Origin of the sequence: Agrobacterium larrymoorei, from assembly GCF_013322225.1 — a bacterium.
GTDB lineage: Bacteria > Pseudomonadota > Alphaproteobacteria > Rhizobiales > Rhizobiaceae > Agrobacterium > Agrobacterium larrymoorei_A.
The window spans coordinates 226892-251226 of the sequence record NZ_JAAMFB010000019.1 but is presented as its reverse complement, the minus strand read 5'-3'; the positions used below and the strand labels follow the sequence as shown (position 1 = coordinate 251226).

24 protein-coding genes are annotated in these 24335 nt (G+C 52.8%); 13 read left to right on the top strand and 11 right to left on the bottom strand.

The window, feature by feature from the left end:
- Nucleotides 1-79 precede the first annotated feature (79 nt).
- From gyrB to G6L28_RS12790, 5 genes are all read right to left on the bottom strand, one after another.
- Entirely contained in the window at nt 80-2515 is a 2436-nt protein-coding gene (gene gyrB, locus G6L28_RS12810) for a DNA topoisomerase (ATP-hydrolyzing) subunit B (RefSeq protein WP_174064200.1), read from the bottom strand.
- A gap of 159 nt (nt 2516-2674) precedes the next feature.
- Complete coding sequence (locus G6L28_RS12805) at nt 2675-3040, bottom strand: helix-turn-helix domain-containing protein (RefSeq protein ID WP_174064199.1); 366 nt, start codon at nt 3038-3040, stop codon at nt 2675-2677.
- Complete coding sequence (locus tag G6L28_RS12800) at nt 3037-3621, bottom strand: Smr/MutS family protein (RefSeq protein ID WP_174064198.1); 585 nt, start codon at nt 3619-3621, stop codon at nt 3037-3039. Before G6L28_RS12800 ends, G6L28_RS12805 begins: the two co-directional genes overlap by 4 nt.
- Complete coding sequence (gene mltA, locus G6L28_RS12795) at nt 3621-4736, bottom strand: murein transglycosylase A (protein WP_174064197.1); 1116 nt, start codon at nt 4734-4736, stop codon at nt 3621-3623. The genes G6L28_RS12800 and mltA overlap by 1 nt, the downstream gene beginning before the upstream one ends.
- Nucleotides 4733-5428, bottom strand: a complete 696-nt coding sequence (locus tag G6L28_RS12790; RefSeq protein WP_174064196.1) for a Tim44/TimA family putative adaptor protein — start codon at nt 5426-5428, stop codon at nt 4733-4735. Before G6L28_RS12790 ends, mltA begins: the two co-directional genes overlap by 4 nt.
- 141 nt (nt 5429-5569) lie before the next feature.
- Here G6L28_RS12790 and G6L28_RS12785 point away from each other — a divergent pair, with 141 nt between their 5' ends.
- Both G6L28_RS12785 and secB read left to right on the top strand, forming a co-directional pair.
- Nucleotides 5570-6079, top strand: coding sequence for an FxsA family protein (locus G6L28_RS12785; RefSeq protein ID WP_174064251.1), 510 nt, complete (start codon nt 5570-5572; stop codon nt 6077-6079).
- Nucleotides 6080-6167: 88 nt separating this feature from the next.
- Nucleotides 6168-6650 (top strand): protein-export chaperone SecB, encoded by a 483-nt coding sequence (gene secB, locus G6L28_RS12780; RefSeq protein ID WP_174064195.1) that lies wholly within the window; start codon nt 6168-6170, stop codon nt 6648-6650.
- Nucleotides 6651-6718: 68 nt separating this feature from the next.
- Here secB and dnaQ read toward each other — a convergent pair whose 3' ends face one another.
- The 5 genes from dnaQ to G6L28_RS12755 are packed head-to-tail and all read right to left on the bottom strand — an operon-like array spanning nt 6719 to nt 10322.
- Complete coding sequence (gene dnaQ, locus G6L28_RS12775) at nt 6719-7417, bottom strand: DNA polymerase III subunit epsilon (RefSeq protein ID WP_174064194.1); 699 nt, start codon at nt 7415-7417, stop codon at nt 6719-6721.
- Nucleotides 7410-8018 carry a dephospho-CoA kinase gene (coaE, locus tag G6L28_RS12770; protein ID WP_174064193.1) on the bottom strand — a complete coding sequence of 203 codons (609 nt, stop codon included), beginning with the start codon at nt 8016-8018 and terminating at the stop codon, nt 7410-7412. Before coaE ends, dnaQ begins: the two co-directional genes overlap by 8 nt.
- Nucleotides 8015-8878 (bottom strand): shikimate dehydrogenase, encoded by an 864-nt coding sequence (locus G6L28_RS12765; RefSeq protein WP_174064192.1) that lies wholly within the window; start codon nt 8876-8878, stop codon nt 8015-8017. Before G6L28_RS12765 ends, coaE begins: the two co-directional genes overlap by 4 nt.
- On the bottom strand, nt 8871-9470 hold the full coding sequence (locus G6L28_RS12760; RefSeq protein ID WP_174064191.1) for a Maf-like protein: 600 nt from the start codon (nt 9468-9470) through the stop codon (nt 8871-8873). The genes G6L28_RS12765 and G6L28_RS12760 overlap by 8 nt, the downstream gene beginning before the upstream one ends.
- Nucleotides 9471-9500: 30 nt before the next feature.
- Entirely contained in the window at nt 9501-10322 is an 822-nt protein-coding gene (locus G6L28_RS12755) for a pyruvate, phosphate dikinase/phosphoenolpyruvate synthase regulator (RefSeq protein ID WP_174064190.1), read from the bottom strand.
- Nucleotides 10323-10731: 409 nt separating this feature from the next.
- On the opposite strand from G6L28_RS12755, the gene hemE reads away from it, so the two are divergent.
- From hemE to G6L28_RS12715, 8 genes are all read left to right on the top strand, one after another.
- Nucleotides 10732-11766, top strand: a complete 1035-nt coding sequence (gene hemE / locus G6L28_RS12750; RefSeq protein ID WP_174064189.1) for a uroporphyrinogen decarboxylase — start codon at nt 10732-10734, stop codon at nt 11764-11766.
- A complete protein-coding gene (hemJ, locus tag G6L28_RS12745) occupies nt 11763-12308 on the top strand; it encodes a protoporphyrinogen oxidase HemJ (RefSeq protein ID WP_174064188.1) in 546 nt (181 codons plus the stop codon). The genes hemE and hemJ overlap by 4 nt, the downstream gene beginning before the upstream one ends.
- 186 nt (nt 12309-12494) lie before the next feature.
- The gene (gene rho, locus G6L28_RS12740) at nt 12495-13760 is read left to right on the top strand and encodes a transcription termination factor Rho (RefSeq protein WP_027673490.1); all 1266 of its coding nucleotides are present in this window, start codon (nt 12495-12497) and stop codon (nt 13758-13760) included.
- A gap of 165 nt (nt 13761-13925) precedes the next feature.
- Nucleotides 13926-15242 carry a tRNA uridine-5-carboxymethylaminomethyl(34) synthesis GTPase MnmE gene (gene mnmE / locus G6L28_RS12735; protein WP_174064187.1) on the top strand — a complete coding sequence of 439 codons (1317 nt, stop codon included), beginning with the start codon at nt 13926-13928 and terminating at the stop codon, nt 15240-15242.
- 43 nt (nt 15243-15285) lie between these two features.
- Nucleotides 15286-17166 carry a tRNA uridine-5-carboxymethylaminomethyl(34) synthesis enzyme MnmG gene (gene mnmG / locus G6L28_RS12730; RefSeq protein WP_174064186.1) on the top strand — a complete coding sequence of 627 codons (1881 nt, stop codon included), beginning with the start codon at nt 15286-15288 and terminating at the stop codon, nt 17164-17166.
- 11 nt (nt 17167-17177) lie between these two features.
- On the top strand, nt 17178-17798 hold the full coding sequence (rsmG, locus tag G6L28_RS12725; protein WP_174064185.1) for a 16S rRNA (guanine(527)-N(7))-methyltransferase RsmG: 621 nt from the start codon (nt 17178-17180) through the stop codon (nt 17796-17798).
- A gap of 15 nt (nt 17799-17813) precedes the next feature.
- Nucleotides 17814-18608: a ParA family protein gene (locus G6L28_RS12720; protein ID WP_174064184.1), complete on the top strand. Its 795-nt coding sequence runs from the start codon at nt 17814-17816 to the stop codon at nt 18606-18608.
- Between the two features lie 35 nt (nt 18609-18643).
- Nucleotides 18644-19528 (top strand): ParB/RepB/Spo0J family partition protein, encoded by an 885-nt coding sequence (locus G6L28_RS12715; protein ID WP_174064183.1) that lies wholly within the window; start codon nt 18644-18646, stop codon nt 19526-19528.
- A 196-nt stretch (nt 19529-19724) separates the two neighbouring features.
- On the opposite strand, the gene G6L28_RS12710 is transcribed toward G6L28_RS12715, so the two are convergent.
- Nucleotides 19725-19925, bottom strand: a complete 201-nt coding sequence (locus tag G6L28_RS12710; protein WP_174064182.1) for a DUF1674 domain-containing protein — start codon at nt 19923-19925, stop codon at nt 19725-19727.
- Nucleotides 19926-20043: 118 nt separating this feature from the next.
- Between G6L28_RS12710 and htpX the strand changes: the two genes are divergently transcribed.
- The 3 genes from htpX (at nt 20044) to G6L28_RS12695 (ending at nt 24232) form a co-directional block, all read left to right on the top strand.
- The gene (gene htpX / locus G6L28_RS12705) at nt 20044-21003 is read left to right on the top strand and encodes a zinc metalloprotease HtpX (protein ID WP_174064181.1); all 960 of its coding nucleotides are present in this window, start codon (nt 20044-20046) and stop codon (nt 21001-21003) included.
- Nucleotides 20994-22391, top strand: a complete 1398-nt coding sequence (locus G6L28_RS12700; protein WP_174064250.1) for an RsmB/NOP family class I SAM-dependent RNA methyltransferase — start codon at nt 20994-20996, stop codon at nt 22389-22391. Before htpX ends, G6L28_RS12700 begins: the two co-directional genes overlap by 10 nt.
- 137 nt (nt 22392-22528) lie before the next feature.
- Nucleotides 22529-24232 (top strand): heparinase II/III family protein, encoded by a 1704-nt coding sequence (locus G6L28_RS12695; RefSeq protein WP_425292673.1) that lies wholly within the window; start codon nt 22529-22531, stop codon nt 24230-24232.
- Nucleotides 24233-24335 lie beyond the last annotated feature (103 nt).

Below are 24335 nucleotides of genomic sequence, written 5' to 3'. Positions count from 1 at the left end.
AAAAAGCCCAGCATCGCCTGCTGGGCTTTTATTAACAAATTGTTTCACGTGAATCCCGCCCGAGGACGATCCACACAAATCAGATATCGAGGTTGGCAACGCTCAGTGCGTTTTCCTGGATAAAGTCGCGGCGCGGCTCGACTTCATCACCCATCAGACGGGCAAAGAGGCCATCGGCATCCGTTGCATCATTGACCTTGACCTGAAGCAGCGAGCGAACATTGGCGTCGAGCGTCGTTTCCCAGAGCTGCTCGGCGTTCATTTCGCCAAGACCCTTGTAGCGCTGCATGGAAAGACCCTTACGACCGGCTGCAAAGATAGCCTCCAGAAGTGCGCGTGGACCAGCGATCTGCAGGCTTCCGTCCTTTCGCTGAAGAACGGGAGCGGTGGCATAGACATCGCGCGTGCGAGCAGCGAGCTGGTCGATGTGGCGCGCATCGGCGGAACCGAGCAGCCCCATATCGATGGTGGAGATTTCCTTTACGCCGCGCACCATACGTTGGAAGCGCAGACCACCATCGGGCAGCACTTCGCCGGACCAGCCACGTTCGGTTTCTTCAGCAATCATATCCAGACGGCGCGCAACCTCGGCGACGGCACCTTCTGCCTTATCTGGATCGGCAGACAGTTCCGGGTTTAGCGTGCCTGCAATTGCTGCCTGCTCCACGACAGAGCGATTGTAACGGGAATGCAGTCCATCGATCAGCGAACGCATGCGAACCGCATCGCCGATCACTTCGCGTAAATCTTCACCGACGCGAACTTCACCAGAACCGAGTGTCAGCGATGCTTCCTCGATACCCATGGAGATGAGATAGTCTTCCAGTGCTTTCTCATCCTTGAGGTACTGGATCGATTTTCCGCGTGTCACCTTATAAAGCGGCGGCTGGGCGATGTAGAGATGACCGCGTTCGATTAGTTCCGGCATCTGGCGGAAGAAGAAAGTGAGCAGCAGGGTGCGAATATGTGCGCCATCCACGTCAGCATCCGTCATGATGATGATCTTGTGGTAGCGCAACTTGTCGGCGTTGAACTCATCCTTACCGATGGACGTGCCAAGCGCGGTAATCAAAGTGCCGATTTCCTGGCTGGACAACATCTTGTCGAAGCGAGCGCGTTCTACATTGAGGATTTTACCGCGTAGGGGCAGAATGGCCTGCGTTTCGCGCGAGCGGCCCTGCTTGGCGGAACCGCCAGCGGAGTCACCCTCCACGAGGAACAATTCGGATTTGGATGGATCGCGCTCCGAGCAGTCGGCCAACTTGCCGGGCAGAGACGCGATATCGAGTGCGCCCTTGCGGCGTGTGAGTTCACGCGCCTTGCGGGCCGCTTCACGCGCAACGGCTGCCTCGACCACCTTGCCGACGAGGATCTTGGCTTCCGTCGGGTGTTCTTCGAACCATGTGCTGAGCGCTTCGTTGACGAGATTTTCAACGACGGGACGCACTTCGGACGAGACCAGTTTGTCCTTCGTCTGCGACGAGAACTTTGGGTCGGGGACCTTTACGGAGAGAACAGCGGTCAAACCTTCCCGGCAATCTTCGCCTTGAAGGGAGACCTTTTCCTTCTTTGTAATGCCGGAGCTATCGGCATAGGACGTGACCTGACGCGTCAGTGCGCCGCGGAAGCCAGCCATGTGCGTGCCGCCATCGCGCTGCGGGATGTTGTTGGTGAAGCAGAGTACGTTTTCGTGGTAGCTGTCATTCCACCACATGGCCACTTCGACGGTGATACCGTCCTTTTCACCACGGATAGCGACAGGCTTGTCGACAAGTGGCTTCTTGGCGCGGTCGAGATAACGCACGAAGGCTTCGAGGCCCCCATCATAGACCATCTCTTCCTGCTTGATGTCGGAATGCCGCTTGTCGGTCAGCAGGATGCGAACGCCCGAATTCAGAAACGCGAGCTCGCGAAGACGATGCTCGAGCGTCGCATAATTATATTCCGTCATGGTGAAGGTGTCGGAGCTGGCAAGGAAGGTGACTTCCGTACCTGAACGACCTTCATATTCTCCGATCACTTCCAGCGGCTTATCCGCCACGCCATGCGTGAAGCCGATTTCGTGAACCTTGCCATTTCGACGAATGCGAAGCTTCAGCCAGACCGAGAGCGCGTTCACAACAGAGACGCCTACACCGTGCAGACCGCCAGAGACCTTGTAGGAGTTCTGGTCGAACTTGCCGCCCGCATGCAGCTGGGTCATGATGACTTCGGCAGCGGATACGCCTTCGCCAGTATGAATGTCAGTCGGAATGCCACGACCGTTATCGGTTACGCTTACCGAGCCATCGGCGTTCAATGTCACCGTCACAAGGTCGGCGTGACCGGCCAGCGCTTCGTCGATGGCGTTATCCACCACCTCATAGACCATGTGGTGCAGACCCGAACCATCGTCGGTATCACCGATATACATGCCGGGACGCTTGCGCACAGCATCAAGGCCCTTGAGAACCTTGATCGAATCGGCTCCATATTCCGTATTCACGCTGTTTTCGCTCGACGATGTTTCAGTCATAAGCACTCTTTCCAAATCGTTCTGCCAATGCGCGCCTTATGATGGCGGCAATGCCAGCGAATCACTTTTAATCCAGTCGTCCGACTATAGGAATTCCGCTCCGATATCCAAAGTCCGCACAGGCTCAAACCCCGTACAAATCAGGGGATAGCGCGGGTTTCAATCGCAGATACGGCTTTTTTGTAGCACGGCTGTTAATTCATCTATCACAGTTGGCGGCAGCTTGCGAATATCTCTCGCAAGCTCATTGGCTAGAGCGGTGTATTGCTGAGGGAGACCAGCGGTATCGATAGTCACGCGTGGATCAGACGTCCCTGCGAGATGAAACAGTTCTTCCGCCTCGTCCCAGATAATATTGAAATAGCCAGCGATCCGCTGAAGCAAATTGAAGCTTGGCGTGCCCCGTTTTCCATGCTCCAAGGCTGATAGATAGGCAGGCGAGACCCCAATTGCCAGCGCCATGTCCTTCTGCGTGACACCCTTTTTCTCCCGAAGAACCCGCACCGCTTCGGCAAAGGGCGTCATGATTTATCGCTCCGTCTGCGCGCGAGCCTCACATACAGCGCGCCCTCTCCGCCGTGGTTCATCGAAGCATCTTCATAGGACGAAATCAGATGGCGGTATTCCGGTTTGGAAAACCACATCGGTACCGCCCGTTTCAAGGCTCCGTCGCTACCCATCGACCGCCCCTTGCCGGTGATGACCAGCACATGGCGTAATCCACGTTCGTGCGCCCTAATCAGAAAGTCCAACAGTACCGCGTGGGCTTCGCTCTGAAACATACCGTGCAGATCGATACGCGCCTCAAGCGCCAGTCTGCCACGTGTCAACTTACGCTTAACTGGCTTTTCCATCGGGTAGTGGACACGGTCCTTCGTCGAACCAGCCGTTTGGGCCGCGGACACGGTTTCGATGATCATTTGCGGGAATGGCGGTATCGCCTTTTTCTGCTCGGATGCTGTCGCCTCCACCTTCGCTTCAGCTTCCGCTTCTACGCCGTCAAAACCAAGCAGTTCTTGCAGCCGTCCAGATATCGGGCGCGCCGTGCGGGCTACCTTGCCCCATAAAATGCGCTCGTCGTTACCGAGTTTACGGCCGCCCTTCATTACCGATACCTTTCCGCCGCCTCACGAGGTATCAGTATATGGAAGTCCGCATCGTTGCGCACGGTACCTGCCAGCTCTCCCGCGTCATAACCGGAACCCGTGAAAATATCGCCTCGTGCCGGACCAACGATAGCAGAGCCGGTGTCCAGCGCCAGCATCAGTCTCGCGAACGGCTTGCCATTATCCAGATGCTTCAGGCTAGGCGCGCTGATAAAAAACGGAAATCCAAAAGTGTGGATCAAGCGGTCGACGGCAAGCGAGCGCCCAGCGATCAGCGGAACCTTCGCTGCTGCAATCGGCCCGAGTTCCAGCCCCTCTACCTCCGCTTCGCGGAAGAAGATGTAGGAGCGATTGTGCCACAGCACCTCATCGACCCGTTCGGGATGGTCTGCCAGCCACGCCCGGATCGTCTGCATGGAAATGGTCTTTGGATCTAGCTCTCCGCGATCCAGCAGCAAACGCCCGATCGGAGAAAAGCGATGTCCGGCTTTTGCGGCATAGGTAATCCGTTTCACCGATCCATCTGGAAAGCGCAGCCTCGCTGCGCCCTGCACATGAACGAAAAACAAATCGATCTTTGATTTCGCCCATGCGATCTCCAGGCCCTGGCCATCAAGATAACCCTCATCGATCTGTCGACGATCCGGATAGATCGAAATAGTCTGGCCTTGCTTGAGGCCGAAAGCGTAATACGGATCGATGTCAGTGGGTCTGTTGCTGTCGTCCAGATCGACGAGATCAGCGGGGCGTCTATAGATCGGATATTTCCAGACATTATCCGGCGCTGCCGAAACGTATAGCTCTGGTTCGTAGAAAGCCGTAACAAAGCCACGCTTTTCTTCCGGTAGCAAAATTTTAAAAGGCAGGCAGTGCGTTTCGAAAAAGGACCTAGCGTCTGATGCGCCATCAAACTGTTCAGCTTCCGCCTTTTGCAATAGCAGAGCGAGATCATCTACCTTTAGTCCAAGAGCGCCGGTGCGATAAGGCTTGCCCTTCTGCAGATGTCCCAGAATTTGCTTCATACCAGCAAAAAGAGCTGACGGGTCATCATCCCGCCAGCCTGGCAGATCATCGAAAGACGTTTCCTTTAGATAAAACTCGTCCGTCGCGCTCATTGTTCGGATTCAGTCGCAATCAGCTTCCAGTTCGGATCACGTGAGCGAACGTCACGCGAGAATGTCCAGATGTCATCAACCTCGGAGACATTTTCGGCATCCCCATCCACCAGCTTGCCGTCCTTGTCATAGGTAGCGGAAATCAGCTGGCTGATGATACGAAGCGTAATCTGCTCTTCCGAGCCGCGAATGGCGGCTTGGGTGATGTCGATTTTTTCGATGCCGACAAAGGTAGACTTTACCACCTCACCACGGCTTTCACGCTCAGAAATCGCCGCATCGAAACCGTCGTAAACTTCTTTCGACAAAAGGTTCTTGAGTGTCTGCCTGTCGCCATCGGCGAAGGCCACAACGATCATTTCGTAAGCCATGCGAGCGCCGTTGAGGAACTCCTTCGGCTGGAAGGACGCATCCTTCTTTACAAGTTCCCGGAGCGAGTCGTTAATCTGCGTTCCCGCAGGTGCGACCGCATCGACAGCTGCAAAACGGTTTTCTTCGTCTTCCTCGCGCTTGGGCAAGGTAACGACCTTGTTATCGTCCTGAGATGGTACCCGCGCCGTATCGCGTGCGCTGTAAGGGTCGAAAGGCGGCTTCTCATTACCGGTGCGGCGGCCGAGAACACTACGCAGCTGGAGGAAGATCAGCACTGCCGCCACAAGGAAAAACAATGTTATGAAGTCGCTTGAGCCCATCTTTTACCGAAACCACCATTTAAATCTATTGATCTTACCATCATATAGTCTGCATCTGCTCAATCTTCAAACATGCAGATTCAATCGGCGGTGATCGCCGATGGGAATTTGCGCGACGCAACAACACGCAAGGCTAGAATTATGCGCTTCTCCTTCCTCCCGGTCATCGGTCTTCTGATGCCCATTCTGGAAATCGCCGGCTTCATCGTCGTCGGAAAAGCGATTGGTTTGTGGTTGACGCTGGCGCTGATAATTCTGACCTCAATGTTGGGGCTGATCGTTCTGCGCAATGGTGGGCTTGGAATGGTGCGCAATCTTCAGGATGCGGGCCGAAAGGGCGGTGAACCAACGCAGGCGATCCTTAACGGTGGCATGCGGGTCATTGCGGGCATTCTTCTTTTCGTGCCCGGATTTATCACCGACATCATCGGCCTTCTCCTTCTTGTGCCCGCAGCGCGCACATTCTTCTGGAAAGCCTTCAGCCCGCGCATCGTGGTGGCAGGAGATTTCAGAAATAAGGGTTTTCGCGGAACTCCTTATGAGAGCCCCTCCTCAAAAGTGGTCGATTTGGATGAAGACGACTTTCGTCGCGATGGCCCCAGAAACTCTCCGTGGTCGAGAGACGAGGATGATCGGGATTTGCCGAAGTAGTAGGCGCACCAAAAAGATCGAAGGGTTGTAACCCCCCGACCTAGGTGATAGACGGCATCTAAGGCATTCACTCCGCGAGGACTTAACCATGACCACTGAAAACGGTGCGCAGAACGGCGCAAGCCCGTCTCTGAATATTCTGACCCAGTATACGAAGGATCTCTCCTTTGAAAATCCCGGTGCTCCTCGCTCATTGCAGGCCCGTGAGGGCGCGCCCGCCATCAACATCAATGTGAACGTCAATGCGAACCCAATTTCCGGTTCCGACTTCGACGTTGTTCTGACGCTGAATGCGGAAGCAAAGGATGGCGACAAGGTTCTGTTCGTTGCCGAACTAACCTATGGCGGCGTATTCCGCATCACCGGTTTCCCACAGGAACACATGCTTCCGGTTCTCTTCATCGAGTGCCCGCGGCTTCTCTTCCCATTTGCACGCCAGATCATTGCTGACGTAACCCGCAACGGTGGCTTCCCGCCGCTGATGATCGATCCTATCGATTTCGCGCAGATGTTCGCACAGCGCGTTGCCGAAGAGCAGGCTCGCGCTCAGGTTCAAGCCGTTCCGAACTGATCGCATCAAGCGATACCAAATCAAAACCCGGGTTTGCGCCCGGGTTTTTTATTGCCCCCATTCGATGATTACTGGCGGTACTTGTTCCAGATCGCCTTATCGCCCATGGACTCGACAAGCTTTTCGTGTGCGGCGATTGCCTCTACATCCAGCCGCGGTGGAAGTGGGTTGGACCTTTGCAACGGCGTGAGCGGACCTTCATCCTCGATGACGATGACTTCGTTTCGCGCAGTCGATCCAAACCCCAACGCGGTCTGACGACCACCGATCATTTCAATATAGACTTCAGCAAGAAGTTCGGAGTCGAGCAGCGCGCCGTGCTTTGTTCGGTGCGAGTTATCGATGCCGTAACGCCGGCAAAGTGCATCCAACGAATTCGGGCCCATCGGATGCTTGCGCCTTGCAAGCGAAAGAGTATCCGTCACCCATTCCGGCGATACCGGTTCTATACCGAGCCTGGCGAACTCCGCGTTGATAAAACCCATATCGAAAGTGGCATTGTGGGCAACCCATCGCGCACCTTCAAAAAACTCACGAATCTGATCAACGACTTCTGCGAATTTCGGTTTGTCCTGAAGCGACTCGTCGGTAATTCCGTGGACGGCGAGCGCATCCGGGTGAACCTTTCGATCTTCCGGGTTGATGTAAAGGTGGATAGTCCGACCGGTGGGAAAATGGTTGATCAACTCCACACCGCCGATTTCGATGATGCGGTCAAATTTCGATTCCAGACCAGTCGTTTCCGTATCGAATATGATCTCACGCATCGAAGTGCATTCCCTTATTGCCAGTCCTCAGTTTCGTAAGCACGTCACGAACCTGTAAGCGCGCTTCTTCGATACCATGACCCGTATCGATCACGAAATCCGCTTTTTTTCTCTTTTCAATATCCGGCATCTGGCGGGTAAGGATCATAGCGAATTTTTCCTCCGTCATGCCTGGGCGGGACAAAACCCTCCGCCTTTGAATATCCTCATCGCAACTGACGACTACCACGACGTCAACCCGGCTCTCTGCGCCGGTCTCAAACAGCAGGGGAATATCGAGCAGAGCAAATTCCCGCTTAGCCTGTCGCTCTTCGTCCAGAAACTGCTGCTGCTTTTTCAAGACGAGCGGATGAACGATTTTTTCCAATATCGAAAAATTAGCCGGATTCTCTCTAAGCCTGTCACTTAAGGCCGATCGGTCAACGCTGCCATTTAATGTCGTGCCCGAGAAAGCGCTCTCGATCAGACGTACCGCTTCATTTTCATAAAGTGAATGCACAATAGCGTCGGAATCACAGATGGCTACGCCTTCGTCGGCAAACAGGTGAGTCGTGGTCGACTTCCCCATGCCGATAGATCCGGTAAGCCCTATAACGATCATGCATGCTTTTCCATGTCGGCAATGATGATCGATCTTAATGTCTCATCAACCTCAGGCTTCACTCCAAAAAGTTTCTCGAAACCAGGTTTCGCCTGATGAAGCAGCATTCCCAAGCCATCAACCGTCGCAAAGCCCTGTTTTTCGGCCGCTTCCAAGAAGGGCGTTTTCAGCGGAATATAGATGACATCGGAAACAACCGCATTGCTGCTCAACACCGAAAAGTCAATCACTGGCACTGGGCTACCGTCCATTCCCAATGACGTCGTATTGACGAACAGGCCGCATCCGCGTGAAACTTCGGTGAGATCGCCCATGGCGTGAGCATGGACCTTTTCTCCGAAACGATCCGCCAGTTCCTGTGCCCGTTCTACAGTCCTGTTCACCACGTGGATCTCGGAAAAACCCCGATTTCGCAATGCCTGAATGATAGCTCGACTTGCGCCGCCCGCTCCAAGAACCACTGCCCTATCGGTTTTGTCCCAGTTCGGCTGTTGCGCATCCAGATTAGATAGGAAGCCGTAGCCATCGGTGTTCGTCGCGTGAATCAAGTCACCCTCGCGCCAGATCGTATTCGCCGCGCCCAGTTCCTCTGCGAGCTCATCAGGTCTGTCAGCAAATAGATAGGCGGATTCTTTATGGGGAATCGTCACGTTCCCGCCAATATAGCCAGCGCCTTTTCCAGTTCTCAATTCAGCAATGAATTGCTCGAAGTTTTCAGGTGCAACCTCGACAGTCTGGTAGGAACCGTCGATTGCGAAATTTTTCAGCCAGTAACCGTGTATCAAGGGTGAACGAGAGTGCCTGATTGGATAGCCGGCAACGAAAGCTTTTCTGGTTAATGTTTCACGTGAATCAACCATCGATGAGCCCCAATCGTCTTAGTTCTGTTAAAAGAGGCAAAAGTGGCAGCCCGAGTATGGTGAAATAATCACCTTCGATGGCAGAGAATAACTGAATTCCTTCGCCCTCCAACTGATATGCTCCAACACTGGAGAGAACCGATGGTCCGACACGTTTGAGATGTCTCGCTAGAAACTCTTCATCCAGTTCGCGAACCGTCATATCCGCAAAGCTAACGATCTCCCAAATTATTCGCCCGCCCTTTGCTATGGCTGCCCCGCAGTTCAACCGGTGGGTTTTGCCCGAAAGAGATTGCAGGCTGGCGTGAGCCTCTCCCATATCCTTAGGCTTGTGATAAATCCGCGTTCCTAGCGACATTGTCTGATCGCAACCGATAACAAACGCGTCCGGTTTCAAGGTACTGACGGCAAGTGCCTTGGCTTTTGCAAGTTCGAGAGCAATTGCCTCTGGCGATGCCCCGTTACGTTTGAGCGTCGCATCTATAGCTCGCTCATCGACATCGGCCGGTTGAGCAGAGAATGTTAGCCCCGCATTTCGCAACAGAAGCTGCCGTGAAGCACTAGAGGATGCGAGAACAAGCCCGGATGTCATGAATATCGTCTCCGATGGAATAACGTCGGATTAACGCGTCCGTTGCCTAAGGGCAAGGATTGCTGCCGCGGTCTCTTCAATGGAGCGCCTTGTCACATCGATGAGTGGCCAGTTGTTGCGCGAACAGAGCGCCCTCGCATATTTCAGTTCTTCCATGATCGTGGCACGATCAATGTATCGCCCTCTATCAAAACCGCCCGTCGAACCCAATTCGCGGTTTTCACGAACCTGAGAAATTCGATCTGATGTAGCAACAAGCCCGACGATCAACGGCTTGCTCGTCTTATAGAGGCTGTCAGGAAGCGGTACATTTGGGACAACGGGAATATTTGCCGTCTTCACGCCGCGATTTGCGAGGTAAATGCTTGTTGGGGTCTTTGAGGTTCGGCTGATCCCGATAATCACCACATCGGCCTCGTCATAGCTTTCGGGCATCTGCCCGTCGTCATGATCCATGGCAAAGTTGAGGGCCTCGATCCGCGCAAAATATTCGGCATTCATAGCATGCTGTGCGCCGGACCGCCGTCGCGATGTCGTACCGAGATAGGTCTGAAAAATATCGTTGATCGGCTCAAGAATGTTCACGCATGGAACGCCAAGAGCGTGGCACTGCAAATCCAGAAACGCTGCAAGCTGCTGATCAACAATCGTATAAAGAACGATGCCCGGTTTCTGGTCTATAGCCTGTAACACGGCCTGCAACTGTTTCTGATTTCGGACCATCGGATAGACGTGCTCTATCGGCAGAGAGGTCTGAAACTGCGCGGAGACTGCCCTGCCCGCCGACATCAGAGTCTCCCCGGTCGAGTCAGAAATCAGGTGAAGATGGAAGAAGCTTTTTTTGATCTCCACGCTATTTTCATCTCCCTGTTGATAAGGCTGGACAACCCTCCGGCGTCCCACCGTCCGCGATCGGGGCGTTGGAAAACTGTCGGTTTTTCCACAATTCGGAAAGTGGTGTAGCAAGCAAATGCCGGCTTGTGAATTATGTGGACGAAGACAGCGGTTTAAAAATTATCCGTCACTTATCCACAGCGTCCGGCAGTTTCACTATTTAACTAAGTAATTGATTAAAATCGCTATTTTCTGATAACGCACAATGTTCGCGAGTACCTGCGATTTTCGATGCTCAAGACAAGGGGTGAGATGAAGCGTGCGGCATATCCGCCGGATAATTTTTAATCCTTGCTACTCACCGACTCTAAGAAATAGAAAATCTTTTAAATCTCTTTGATTTTATTTTTAGGAAGAGCTGGGTACGATGATTGAACGCGATGTTTTGAAGGTTCTTGATGGGGAGACGCTCAGCCCCCCTCCTATTTGGCTTATGAGGCAGGCGGGCAGATATCTTCCCGAGTACCGGGAAACGCGCAAGCAGGCCGGAAGTTTCCTGGACCTCTGTTACAATCCCGAGCTTGCAACGGAAGTGACGCTTCAGCCGATCCGCCGTTTCGACCTCGATGCTGCAATTCTTTTTTCCGATATTCTTGTCATTCCAGATGCGCTGGACCGCAACGTCAGTTTCTCCGAAGGCAAGGGTCCTCAAATGGATCCTATCGATGCTGCCACCATTCACACGCTTAAGGCTAAAGGCGTTCTTGCTCACCTGAAACCTGTATTTGAAACCGTATCAAAACTTCGCGAAGAGCTGCCGTCAAAGACCACGCTGTTGGGTTTCTGTGGCGCTCCGTGGACGGTCGCGACTTATATGATTGCGGGTCATGGTACGCCTGACCAGGCCCCTGCCCGGTTGTTTGGCTATCAGGAACCGGAAGCGTTCAAAAAGCTTCTCGCAGTTTTGGCGGAGGTTTCTGCAGATTATCTCGTCGCTCAACTGGACGCGGGTGCGGATGCGGTTCAGATATTCGACTCTTGGGCGGGTGTTCTCGGTGAGAGAGAGTTCGAGGAATACGCAGTCAAGCCGGTGGCGAGGATCATCGAATCCGTCCGTTCGCGTAGACCGAATGCGAAGATTATTGCATTCGCAAAGGGCGTGGGAATTCTGCTCAAGGACTACCGCCAGAAAACAAAGGCAGATGCCATAGGCCTCGATTGGAGCGTGCCTCTGTCCTTCGCTCGTGATTTGCAGAAGGAAGGTCCAGTCCAGGGTAATCTTGATCCTATGCTGATGATCGCTGGTGGAAAGCCGCTTCAGGATGGCATCGACGCCGTTCTGGACTATCTGGGCAATGGCCCTTTGATATTTAATCTGGGCCATGGGATCACACCGCAAGCTGATCCTGAAAATGTCACGCGGCTTGTTTCGCGCGTGCGTCGTTTTGGTGCAGCGAAATGAGCGAGAACCGGGAAACGACATCAGTCCGATCAGGACGCCAGGCGCGCTTGCGAGCAGGAATGGCGCTTACCGTCTTCATTGGCTTGATTGCGCTCGTCTTGCATGTGGATCCGGCGGCGGCCTATCTCTGGATCAAGGCTCTACATATCATCGCCGTCATTTCTTGGATGGCTGGACTGCTGTACCTGCCGCGGCTGTTCATCTATCACACCGATGCACCAAAGGGCTCACAGCAGTCGGAAACCTTCAAGGTCATGGAAAAGCGGCTTATTCGCTTTATCATGAACCCGGCTATGATGATCAGTTGGATGCTGGGCCTATATCTGGCGTGGTCGGTCTACGGCTTTTCCGGCGGATGGTTGCACACAAAAATCAGTCTGGTGTTCCTACTGACGGCGGCGCATGTCTATTTCAGCAGAAGTGCCAAGAAATTTGCGCGCGACGAAAACACCCGGCCGGCCCGTCACTGGCGGTTGATGAATGAAATTCCGACCGTGCTGATGATCGCTATAGTCATACTTGTGGTTGTTAAACCGTTTTGATAACGGACGTTCACGATAAATTTCCCGGAATTGGTGCTTCCCTCTTGCAGGATTAGGATGGAGCCGCTATTTTCAGCGCACTCATCTCCATGGCATGTGAATTATTCAGACGTCTGCGGGCCATCCACAGTACCTGATTCGCGAGCACGCCCCTCCCCAAACATTTTTAAAACGGTCTTTCTCTTCATGGCTGAAATGAAGCTTCAGGAACTCAAGAGCAAATCACCAACCGATTTGCTAACTTTTGCCGAATCCCTGGAAGTTGAAAACGCGAGCACCATGCGTAAGCAGGAGCTCATGTTCGCTATTCTCAAGATGCTGGCCAGCCAGGACATCGAGATAATCGGCGAAGGCGTGGTCGAAGTTCTTCAGGATGGCTTTGGCTTCCTGCGCTCCGCCAATGCGAATTATCTCCCAGGCCCGGACGATATCTATATCTCGCCTTCTCAAATTCGGCGTTTTTCGTTGAAAACCGGAGACACGGTCGAAGGCCCGATCCGTGGACCGAAAGAAGGCGAACGCTACTTTGCGCTCTTAAAGGTCAACACGATCAATTTCGACGATCCGGAAAAGATCCGTCATAAGGTTCATTTCGATAACCTGACGCCGCTCTATCCGAACGAGCGCTTCAAGATGGAACTGGATGTTCCAACATCCAAGGACTTGTCCTCTCGTGTGATCGATCTGGTCGCGCCGCTCGGCAAGGGTCAACGCGGTCTGATCGTTGCTCCACCCCGGACCGGTAAGACCGTTCTGTTGCAGAACATTGCGCATTCGATCACTGCAAATCATCCAGAATGTTACCTGATCGTTCTTCTGATCGACGAGCGTCCGGAAGAAGTGACCGATATGCAGCGTTCCGTGAAGGGCGAAGTCGTGTCTTCAACCTTCGATGAACCAGCCGTTCGCCATGTGCAGGTCGCGGAAATGGTTATTGAAAAAGCCAAGCGCCTTGTTGAACATGGTCGCGATGTCGTCATTCTGCTTGACTCGATCACCCGTCTTGGCCGCGCCTACAACACCGTGGTTCCATCTTCTGGTAAGGTTCTGACCGGTGGTGTTGACGCTAATGCTCTGCAGCGCCCTAAGCGTTTCTTCGGTGCTGCGCGTAACATCGAAGAAGGCGGCTCGCTGACGATTATCGCGACTGCGTTGATCGATACGGGCAGCCGTATGGATGAAGTTATCTTTGAAGAGTTCAAGGGTACCGGTAACTCCGAAATTGTTCTGGACCGCAAGGTTGCGGACAAGCGTATCTTCCCAGCCATGGATATCCTCAAGTCCGGCACCCGTAAGGAAGATTTGCTCGTACCGCGGCAAGATTTGCAGAAAATCTTCGTTCTGCGGCGTATTCTCGCCCCGATGGGGACCACGGATGCAATCGAGTTCCTTATCGATAAGTTGAAGCAGACCAAAAACAATGGTGACTTCTTCGATTCGATGAACACCTAACGTTTAGCCGGATTCATCGTTGAAGGTTGATGGCCGCGTCTGTTCACAGGCGCGGTTTGTCGTTTAAAGCGAGGAATTGGATGCAATCTGGAAAATGCTTGTGTCTTGCCTTTGTCGTTTAGCGACGCGGCTGCGTGATTACGCTACATGGTTTAGGAGAATTACTTGTCTGCGTCATCGGATACCATATACGCTCTTTCCAGCGGTTCTCTCCCAGCAGGAGTGGCAGTAATCCGTATAAGCGGCGCTGGGGCTTTCGATGCGCTGCGGACTTTGTCGGGCCTAGCAAGCCTCACGCCTCGCGTTGCGACGTTAAGGACAATCCGTAGCACGGATGGCGAACCGATTGACCAATCGCTCTTAATCAGCTTTCCTGCACCGAACTCGTTTACAGGCGAGGATTGCCTGGAAATCCATGTCCACGGCGGTCGTGCCGTCGTTAATGCCATATTTGGCATCCTCGAAAGGATACCGGCTTTCCGACCTGCTGAAGCTGGGGAGTTTTCCCAAAGGGCTTTTAACAATGGAAAGATGGATCTCCTTGAAATCGAAGGTCTTGCTGATCTGCTTAAAGCAGAAACTGAGATGCAACGACGCCTAGCGGTCGAGCAAACGAGCGGTCGACTTTCTCAGCTTTACGACGATTGGGCAACGCAGCTAACAAAATGCCGTGCTTTTATAGAGGCGGAACTCGATTTCTCTGACGAGGATGACGTACCCGATTCAGTTGCTTCGCAGGTCTGGAAGAATGTTCACGCGTTGAAAAACGAACTGGTAGCGCACATAGGCCATAGTAATGCCTCTGAAATCATTCGCGATGGCTTCAAGGTCGCATTGATTGGCCCACCCAACGTCGGTAAATCCAGCCTTATGAATGTCCTGGCGGGTCGAGATATAGCTATTGTCACGGATGTTGCCGGCACGACGAGAGACGTGCTTAGCGTCGATCTTAATATTGATGGCTATCTCGTTACACTGCTCGATACAGCCGGTCTTAGAGAGACCAGTGATGTAATAGAACAGGAAGGCGTGAGAAGAGCTCGCAATATCGCGCGTGCCGCCGATCTTGTACTAAATCTCAGCGACATTGATTCGCCTCCGGAACAACTCCCCACGACAGATGGGGTGGTCCAGGTATTTACAAAGTCAGATCTTTCTAAAAAGCACAGCGAAGCAGATCATATCGCGATTTCATCAAAAACCGGTGATGGAATTGCAGAATTGCAATCTCAAATAAAAAAAGCAATCGAGAAGAAAGTTGGTGCGTCATCGACGCTCATCCCTGCGAGAGAGCGACATAAGAAACGCCTTGAAGAGACGCTGAACTATGTTACTGAAGCGCTTAACTTTGAAGGACGCGATCTGGCAGTCAGATCCGAGTACCTACGTCTAGCAGCTACGTCCCTTGGGCGCATTACCGGTCGTGTCGACGTCGAGGAGTTGTTAGGTGTTATTTTCTCCGAGTTTTGCATCGGTAAATGATTCACGTGAAACACTGAATTGCTCCTGAGCAACGGGATATGTCATGATGAAGTTTGATGTCGTCGTAATAGGTGGTGGTCACGCGGGGAGTGAAGCAGCTGCCGTCTCTGCCAGATATGGCGCCAGGACCGCTCTGGTCACGCATAACGCTAGAACGATAGGTGTTATGTCGTGCAATCCTGCGATTGGCGGATTAGGAAAAGGCCATCTGGTGCGCGAGATCGATGCGCTTGACGGCCTAATGGGGCGTGTGGCTGATTCAGGCGGCATCCAGTTCAGAATGCTGAACAGGAAAAAAGGCCCCGCCGTCCGCGGTCCCCGCACACAAGCTGATCGCCGACTTTACCGCGAAGCGATGCAAGGAGAAATCGCGTCTATTGATAATCTCATGGTTATCGAAGGCGATGCCCACGATCTTAAGGTGACAGACGATCAAGTGACCGGCGTCATTATGTCGGATGGTCGGGAAATCGCGTGCGGAGCCGTTGTCTTAACAAGCGGCACATTTCTACGCGGCTTGATTCATATTGGCTCCGAAAAGCTTCCTGCAGGACGAATGGGCGAACAGCCAAGTGTCGGTTTGTCAAATACGCTTCAGCGCATTGGTTTGCGAATGGGCAGGTTAAAAACCGGAACCCCCGCGCGTCTTGACGGGAAAACCATCGACTGGGATAGTGTCGATCGTCAAGGCCCTGACGATGATCCTGTACCATTTTCCTTCATGACAGACGCAATCCGAAATCCCCAAATTGATTGTGGAGTTACGCGGACCACGCCTGAGGGCCATAAGGTCATTCAGGAGAACATACATCTCTCTGCGATGTATTCCGGCCAGATCGAGGGCGTGGGTCCTCGTTATTGTCCCTCAATTGAAGACAAGATAGTACGCTTCGGAGAGCGTGACGGACACCAGATTTTTCTGGAGCCAGAGGGGTTGGACGACGACACCATCTACCCAAATGGTATTTCCACTTCTCTGCCAGCTGCGGTTCAAGAACAATTTATAAAGACCATCCCGGGTCTGGAGCAGGTAAAAATTCTCCAGCCAGGATATGCCATCGAATATGATTATATTGATCCACGCGAGCTGAAACCGTCACTGGAATGTAAAAAACTCTCGGGACTATTTTTGGCTGGTCAAATAAATGGAACGACGGGTTACGAAGAAGCAGCCGCTCAAGGCCTCGTGGCAGGCATCAATGCTGCCCGTAATGCGGGCGACAAGCAGCCACTTCACTTCAGTCGGACTGAATCATATATCGGAGTCATGATTGACGACCTCACGTCTAAGGGGGTCAGCGAACCTTACCGGATGTTTACGTCACGCGCTGAATACCGTTTGTCTCTTCGTGTGGACAATGCAGATCTTCGGCTTACGCCGATAGGATTCGAAAATGGAATAGTCCAATCAGCGCGTGCGGAAAAATTTGCTAAGTTCAAGGAAGAGCTGGATCGTTGCCGTGAAGTGCTGAAGAGTTGTTCAGTGACTCCAACTGAAGCATCTAAACGTGGTCTAAAGCTAAATCAGGATGGGCAAAGGCGAACCGCCTATGAACTCCTGGCATATCCTGAGATATCGATGTCGGCCCTTTTCGATCAATGGCCGCATCTCAAGGACATAGCGGCACCAGTCTCTGAAGTATTGGAAATAGAGGCAGGATACGCTGTCTATATGCGTCGGCAGAGCGCCGATATTATAGACATTCAGAAGGATGAAAGCCGAGCAATTCCCGACGATTTTAATTTTATGGATTTGTCCGGACTGTCCAATGAGCTCAAACAAAAGCTACAAACCGCTCGTCCGACCAATATTGCTCAGGCACTTCGCATTGATGGTATGACGCCTGCGGCGGCATCGCTGATCCTTGCTTTGATCCGTAAGGCACCCTATAGATCGGAGGAAAAGTTGCATGCACAGCCATAACGAGTCTCACCATGAAGATAAACGGCCAAAGTGTTTCACGTGAAACACAGCAACGGCTTGAGCATTTTATCGAGCTGTTTAAAAAGTGGAACGCTACTACAAATCTAGTCGCGCCTTCCACTCTCAATGAAATTTGGACGCGTCATATCGCTGATAGCGCGCAGATTTTCCAGCTTTCTCCATTACCAAAAAAATGGATAGATCTGGGAAGCGGCGGTGGGTTTCCAGGCGTCATAACTGCTATTTTTCTCGCAGAGCATAATGACGGATGGGTCGATCTCGTTGAAAGCAATAATAAAAAGGCTGCTTTCCTGCGTACTGCGCTGAAAGAAACAGACGCAAGAGGTACGATTCACCCGATAAGAATCGAAGCGGCTCATCGGCAGATAAGCAATGTTGGAGCTATCTCTGCGCGAGCTTTGGCAGATCTTGACCTACTGTTTGACTTTATCCATCCTTGGTCGATACAGAACGCGCAACTTCGCGCCTACCTTAATAAAGGCCGGGATTACCAGTCAGAGATAGAAAAAGCCCGTGGTCGTTGGAACTTCGATTTGATAGAACATCAAAGTGCTGTGGAGCCAAGTTCAGTCGTGCTCGAAATCAGCAATCTTGCGTCAAAGAACGTTTGACCAGCTAGGTGCGGCATGATGTTTGAAAAAAACAGAATTATCACTATCGCGAACCAAAAAGGCGGCGTCGGCAAAACCACGACGGCTATCAACCTCGCAACTGCTCTCGCTGCGATCGGTGAACGCGTTCTCGTTGTGGATTTGGACCCGCAAGGAAACGCTAGTACAGGGCTTGGAATTGATCGAAGAGCCCGTCGATTATCTTCCTATGATCTTCTGATAGGTGAAAACTCAGTCGACGAAGTTGCTGTCCCGACAGCGGTTCCTAATCTCGATATCGTGGCGTCTACCATGGATCTGCTAGGCTTCGAGATGGAGGTCGCAAATGCTGCGAATCGTGTTTTCCTCTTGAAAAAAGCGCTACAAACGCCTGACGCGCTGAATTATTCCTACATATTGCTGGACTGCCCTCCCTCATTCAATTTGCTGACCATGAACGCAATGGCCGCAGCCCACTCTGTTCTTGTGCCTTTGCAGTGCGAATTCTTTGCCTTGGAAGGATTGAGCCAGCTCCTCGATACGGTCAATCAAATCCGTGGAACGGTTAATCCAGGTTTGGACATCCAAGGAATTGTCCTCACGATGTTTGATTCCCGCAACAATCTCGCGCAACAGGTTGTGAGCGATGTTCGTACTCATCTGGGAGAGAAGGTGTATCACACGCTGATCCCGCGGAATGTTCGTGTGTCTGAAGCACCATCCTATGGTAAGCCTGCCATTCTATATGACCTGAAATGTGCTGGTAGTCAGGCATATTTGCAGTTGGCTTCTGAGGTCATTCAACGCGAGCGTTTGCGTAAGGCTGCCTGAGCACTGCGGTCTAAAGATTTTGGAGTAAATTCGGTATGAGTGACGATCTTTCAAAACGTAGATTGGGCCGTGGTCTAGCTGCATTGATCGGCGAAATGGATCAACCTGTGCCGGTCGGAGAGCCTGTGCGCGCGATCAGCCCTGATCGGATGGTACCGATTGAGTTTATTTCACGCAGTGCCCGCAATCCCCGCCGACACTTCGATGAGAGTGAATTGCAAGATCTCGCTGCCTCCATTCGGCAACATGGGATTGTTCAGCCGGTAGTGGTCCGGACAGTAGAGCAAAACCGTTTTGAGATTATCGCAGGAGAACGCCGCTGGCGTGCTGCGCAGCTGGCGGGGTTTACTGAAATCCCGGTGATAGTGCGCGATGTTGACGACCGAACGGCCTTAGAGTTGGCTATCGTCGAAAACGTCCAAAGGTCCGACCTCAACCCACTCGAAGAAGCGCTGGGGTATGATCAGCTCATCGCTGAGCATGGTTACACACAGAATGATCTTGGAGAGATCATAGGTAAAAGCCGAAGTCATGTCGCAAACAGCCTGCGCCTCCTGAAACTACCCGATCCTGTCAGGAACATGTTGTCCGAGGGCACACTGTCGGCCGGTCACGCTCGCGCTTTGGTACCTACTTCTGATCCGGTTCATCTTGCCCGCATGATCGTGTCCAAGGGTATGTCAGTAAGAGACGCTGAACGCCTCGCACAAAGTGACATTCGCGCTCAACTCGATCCCGCTCATACGCGAAAACCCGATAATCAAAAGGATTCCGACACAGTCGCTTTGGAGCGCACCCTATCTGACGCCTTGGGGCTGGATGTAAAAATCAATCACAAGGGTGCCGGTGGTTCCATGAAAATCAGCTACCGGACACTGGAGCAATTGGAAGCGATTTGTCGCTTGCTTGAGCAAAAATAGGCGTTCGCGACAACGGATTCCTCAGGAAGTCACTGTCATCGCGTGAGCTAACTAATTGTAATTATAACCTTATTTCTCAGGAAGCGCGTTTTAGTTGCTGCGGCTGCAGGGTTTACGAAGCCCAGCTTCATCATCAGCTTGCCGCCGGAAAGCAATCTGGATCGGATAAGTCATTGCAAAGGATAGGATGTGCCGATCAAAAATCGATCGCACGGCCTTTGATTTCGTAGTCTCCATATCTAACCGGTTCAGGCCCATCGCGACCTCCGGTTTCGGGCGGAAGTTGCAACTCCCCGCTCGCTTTGCGGCGCTGTTCGGCCTCTTGAAGCGCTCTCTGAGCTGCGGGGGAAATCGTTCTGACGCCAGCACCGGCGTTGTCGTTGTCCGCGTTCTGCATGTTATCAAGCCCTTGTGACGGGATATTGAAATTCCATTGATTGCGACCAGATTATAGGAACTATCGGGACTTGGTAAGTCTGGACGAAGGATCTGGCGTTTCAAATGGAGATTTTTGAATGAACCTGATGCGTACTGCCATGCTGCTGGCGTTCATGACAGCATTGTTCATGGGTGTCGGCTTCCTGATCGGCGGCCAGAGCGGCATGTTCATCGCTCTCATGATCGCGGCAGGCATGAATCTGTTTTCCTACTGGAATTCAGACAAGATGGTACTACAGGCCTATCATGCTCAGGAAGTCGATGAACGCAATGCGCCTGAGTTCTTTTCAATGATTCGGGATTTGTCACACAATGCCGGTTTGCCGATGCCAAAAGTCTATGTCTACGAGAGCCCCCAGCCGAATGCATTTGCAACGGGGCGAAATCCTGAAAATGCAGCGGTTGCTGCTTCGACCGGTTTGATGGAGCGATTGACGCCACAGGAAGTAGCCGGCGTCATGGCGCACGAACTCGCACATATTCAGAAACGTGACACGTTAACGATGACGATTACTGCGACGCTTGCCGGTGCGATCTCCATGCTTGGTAATTTTGCTTTCTTCTTCGGCGGCAACCGTGAAAACAATAATCCTCTCGGCTTCATCGGCGTCCTGGTTGCAATGATCGTCGCGCCACTCGCGGCGATGCTTGTCCAAATGGCTATCAGCAGAACCCGCGAATACTCGGCTGACAGACGTGGTGCCGAGATTTGTGGAAATCCGGTCTGGCTCGCGTCCGCTTTGCAGAAGATATCCGGTGCCGCGCAACAGATTCATAACGACGACGCCGAGCGTAACCCTGCGACTGCGCATATGTTCATTATCAATCCTCTTTCTGGTGAAAGAATGGATAATCTGTTTTCGACACATCCAAACACGGAAAACCGTATTGCTGCCTTGCATGCCATGGCTCACGAATTTGCACAGCCATCGACCTACCGCGAAACAAGTGCTAAGCCGGCCCACAAATCGCGATCGGTTCCAAACATAGGCACAACTCGCAATTCCGATAATGAGCGCAAGGGACCCTGGTCTTGACATCACAGACATCCGCCAAGCCGACACACCGAAACAAAAAGCGACAGGGTGGAGAAGGCGGATCACGTGACGCAGATCAGCGTGAGTTCAAACCCGGCTTGGCGGCGCGACTGGCTGCGGCGAAAATCCTTGCAGCCGTCCTCGATAAGAAAACCTCGCTGGACGGTATGATGGATTCCGAACACGGTAATCCTGCTTATCGTGCCCTCAGTCATGCTGACCGTGCCCTTGTTCGGGCTATCGTCAACAGTGCGCTTAGACATCTGCCGCGGATTGAGGCGGCTCTTTCAATCCTGCTGGATGATCCCCTCCCCCAGGGCGCGCGTTCTTTGCATCACGTTCTTGTGGTCGCCGTAGCGCAGATGCTTCACCTCGATGTGCCTGATCATTCCGCCGTTGACCTAGCCGTGGAACAGGCTCATCGCGACCCGCGAAATCGGCGGTTTGTCAAACTGGTCAATGCCGTCTTGAGACGCCTCGGACGCGAAAAAGACGGTGTGATCGATAGCATTTCGAACGTACCGGTCATCCCCGAGTGGTTCTTCCAGCGCCTGAAGGACACCTATGGCGAAGCGGCGGCTATGCAGATGGCTGAAGCGCAGCTTATCCCGTCTTCCATCGATATCACCGTAAAGTCGGACGCAGACGGCTGGGCGAGCAAGCTGAATGGTGTTGTGATGCCGAATGGCAGCGTACGGCTGGGGGCCTTCGATGGTGCCGTATCTTCGCTTGAAGGATTCGATGATGGGGAGTGGTGGGTACAGGATTTTTCCGCAAGCATGCCCGTCAAACTTATGGGTGACATTAAGGGCAAACGGGTTGCGGACCTTTGTGCCGCACCCGGTGGAAAGACCGCGCAGTTGGTGTTGGCAGGGGCGGATGTGACCGCGCTCGATCAATCGGGCAATCGCCTGAAGCGCTTGCGGGAAAACCTCGGCAGGCTTCGGTTTTATGCGCAGACGATCGAATGCAATATGATGAAGTTCCAACCTGATGAATTATTCGATGCGGTGCTGTTGGATGCGCCCTGCTCTTCAACCGGCACCTTGCGCAAGCATCCCGACGTCGTTTGGACAAAGGATGAAGGCGATATTAAAAAGCTTGCTTCTCTTCAGGAACAAATGCTGCGGCATGCCGCGACCCTGGTGAAGGCTGGTGGCCTTTTGGTGTTTTCCAACTGTTCTCTCGATCCGTCGGAGGGTGAGGACATGGTCGCTCGTGTGCTTGAAACAGACGCGTCACTTGAGCGGGTGGCTGTAAGGCCTGAAATACTTCCAGGCATGGAGAGCGCCATCAATCAGAGTGGAGATTTACGAACTACGCCTGATATGTTTGGCGGTGTAGACGGTTTCTATGCTGCTATATTACAGAAGCGTGAAGCCATCTAGTTTCGGTTTTCCCACCATTTAGCGCCGTAACGGAAGCACAATTCGTTTACAGAATATGAAGTTTTTCGTGAAATGTTGAATGACCTATTCGACTTGGGTTTGTGCATGCGCATCCGCTAGAAAACAAAAAACGCCCAATGGGCAGGAAACACGGTTTGGCGAGTTCTCTGAACAATCGTTTCAGTGTCGCGGGTTTTTTCATCCGGACGATGTGGAGCCGCGCCATGATTATGGCGATCCCTCTGCGCCTGCGTCTGTCCGGCCTGTCGAACCGTGTGCCGTCGGGGTTGGTCGCAGCGCCCACGGATTTGCGCGCCGTTGATCCCTATGTTGCGCAGGAGCTTGTCCTTGGAAGAATAGCGCTTGCTGGCAGAGTGCTTGAGACGGGCGGTCTCTCCCCGTTCAAGATGGAGATGCCTTCGAGTGCCTTTGAGGAAAGGCTTCATGTTTTCGGCTGGTTACGCCATGTCCGGGCGAGCAGGTCTGACGATGCCTATAACGTCGCCCGGATGCTGGTAAACGATTGGATAGGCCTTTATGGGCGAACCCCGAAGGGGCTGGCCTGGCTTCCCGACACCGCTGCGCAGAGGCTTATCTCATGGCTTTCGCATTCACCCGTGGTTCTGCAAAAAGCGGATTCAGGATTTTATCGACGCTTCCTTAGATGCATAAATCTGCATGTCCGCTATTTGAGGCTTGTCGCTAAATATGCGCCTGATGGAGAGGTGCGCCTGAAAGTCAGGATTGCACTGGCCATGGCCTCCATTTCTATGCCGAACCGTGCCTCGAAGATCAGCCGTTGTGGCGCTCAGCTGGATCGGGAGGTGGAGCGCCAAATTTTCCCTGATGGTGGCCATGTTTCGCGTAATCCAAGAGTCATTCTGGAACTCCTGCTGGACCTGTTGCCTCTCCGGCAGAGCTATATCAATTTAGGGCATGATGTTCCGCCTGGTCTCGTACCAGCTATTGATCGGATGTTTCCTGCAATCCGTTTCTTTCGTCATCAGGACGGGGATTTGGCCTTGTTCAACGGGGCCACCGCTACACTTGCCAATGAATTGGCCTCTGTCCTGCGTTATGATGAGACGGCCGGAAGGCCATCCAGGGGACTGCCGGATATTGCCTATCATCGGCTTTCGGTGAACGACACCGTCATCATCATCGATACCGGTGCGCCTCAGTCGATAGAGCTGTCGCGGACAGCGCATTGCGGTTGCCTTTCCTTTGAACTCTCGTCGGGACGATATCGTTTCATCGTCAATTCCGGATTTCCTCAATATGCGACTGCCGATTTCAAGGCCGCAAGCCGATCGACCGCTGCGCATTCTACTGTGACGGTCGGTGACAGATCGTCCTCCCGCATTTCCAAGTCTCGGCTTATGGGGCCGATTTGCATCTCCGCTGCGCGTATAACTCAGGTCGAGCGGCATACGGATCAGAAAGGTGCAGATGTAATTTCCGCATGTCACGCTGGTTATCTGGACAGGTTCGGTTATCTGCATCACAGGGAATTGGAATTGAATGCCAGCGGTTCGAAAATCCGGGGGCGAGACTGGCTGACTGCAGGTGGGAAAAATACCACGCTGCGGCAGGTTGATGCAATATCGCGGTTTCATATCCACCCGCTGATCGAACTTTTTCAGGAGAACGAAGAAACAGTTATCCTGCGCGCGCCTGATGCTACCACTTGGGCATTCACCGTTCCCGGTCGTAAGGTTTCCATCGAGGAAGACGTGTTCATGGCCGATGCTTCCGGTATCAGGCCGTCTCGACAGATGGAAATCGCGTTCAGCCTGCCTGAGACATCAGAGATCCGCTGGCTGCTGGAACGAAGACTTTGATGAATTTGCACGTTTCGAAGGGCACAACCCGCTTCTGAAATGCGCCTTTGACGCAACATTGCTACTCAGTAAGGAAGCGATCTTGGTAGGGGAATGATCGGCG

Coding starts and splice junctions, on each gene's coding strand:
- htpX (WP_174064181.1), top strand. CDS start 20,044: ATGAACCTGATGCGTACTGCCATGCTGCTGGCGTTCATGACAGCATTG.
- mnmG (WP_174064186.1), top strand. CDS start 15,286: ATGATGAAGTTTGATGTCGTCGTAATAGGTGGTGGTCACGCGGGGAGT.
- hemE (WP_174064189.1), top strand. CDS start 10,732: ATGATTGAACGCGATGTTTTGAAGGTTCTTGATGGGGAGACGCTCAGC.
- G6L28_RS12785 (WP_174064251.1), top strand. CDS start 5,570: ATGCGCTTCTCCTTCCTCCCGGTCATCGGTCTTCTGATGCCCATTCTG.
- G6L28_RS12805 (WP_174064199.1), bottom strand. CDS start 3,040: ATGACGCCCTTTGCCGAAGCGGTGCGGGTTCTTCGGGAGAAAAAGGGT.
- hemJ (WP_174064188.1), top strand. CDS start 11,763: ATGAGCGAGAACCGGGAAACGACATCAGTCCGATCAGGACGCCAGGCG.
- G6L28_RS12765 (WP_174064192.1), bottom strand. CDS start 8,878: ATGGTTGATTCACGTGAAACATTAACCAGAAAAGCTTTCGTTGCCGGC.
- G6L28_RS12800 (WP_174064198.1), bottom strand. CDS start 3,621: ATGAAGGGCGGCCGTAAACTCGGTAACGACGAGCGCATTTTATGGGGC.
- rho (WP_027673490.1), top strand. CDS start 12,495: ATGGCTGAAATGAAGCTTCAGGAACTCAAGAGCAAATCACCAACCGAT.
- G6L28_RS12715 (WP_174064183.1), top strand. CDS start 18,644: ATGAGTGACGATCTTTCAAAACGTAGATTGGGCCGTGGTCTAGCTGCA.
- G6L28_RS12710 (WP_174064182.1), bottom strand. CDS start 19,925: ATGCAGAACGCGGACAACGACAACGCCGGTGCTGGCGTCAGAACGATT.
- mltA (WP_174064197.1), bottom strand. CDS start 4,736: ATGAGCGCGACGGACGAGTTTTATCTAAAGGAAACGTCTTTCGATGAT.
- rsmG (WP_174064185.1), top strand. CDS start 17,178: ATGAAGATAAACGGCCAAAGTGTTTCACGTGAAACACAGCAACGGCTT.
- G6L28_RS12760 (WP_174064191.1), bottom strand. CDS start 9,470: ATGACATCCGGGCTTGTTCTCGCATCCTCTAGTGCTTCACGGCAGCTT.
- gyrB (WP_174064200.1), bottom strand. CDS start 2,515: ATGACTGAAACATCGTCGAGCGAAAACAGCGTGAATACGGAATATGGA.
- dnaQ (WP_174064194.1), bottom strand. CDS start 7,417: ATGCGTGAGATCATATTCGATACGGAAACGACTGGTCTGGAATCGAAA.
- G6L28_RS12790 (WP_174064196.1), bottom strand. CDS start 5,428: ATGGGCTCAAGCGACTTCATAACATTGTTTTTCCTTGTGGCGGCAGTG.
- secB (WP_174064195.1), top strand. CDS start 6,168: ATGACCACTGAAAACGGTGCGCAGAACGGCGCAAGCCCGTCTCTGAAT.
- G6L28_RS12695 (WP_425292673.1), top strand. CDS start 22,529: ATGGGCAGGAAACACGGTTTGGCGAGTTCTCTGAACAATCGTTTCAGT.
- coaE (WP_174064193.1), bottom strand. CDS start 8,018: ATGATCGTTATAGGGCTTACCGGATCTATCGGCATGGGGAAGTCGACC.
- G6L28_RS12720 (WP_174064184.1), top strand. CDS start 17,814: ATGATGTTTGAAAAAAACAGAATTATCACTATCGCGAACCAAAAAGGC.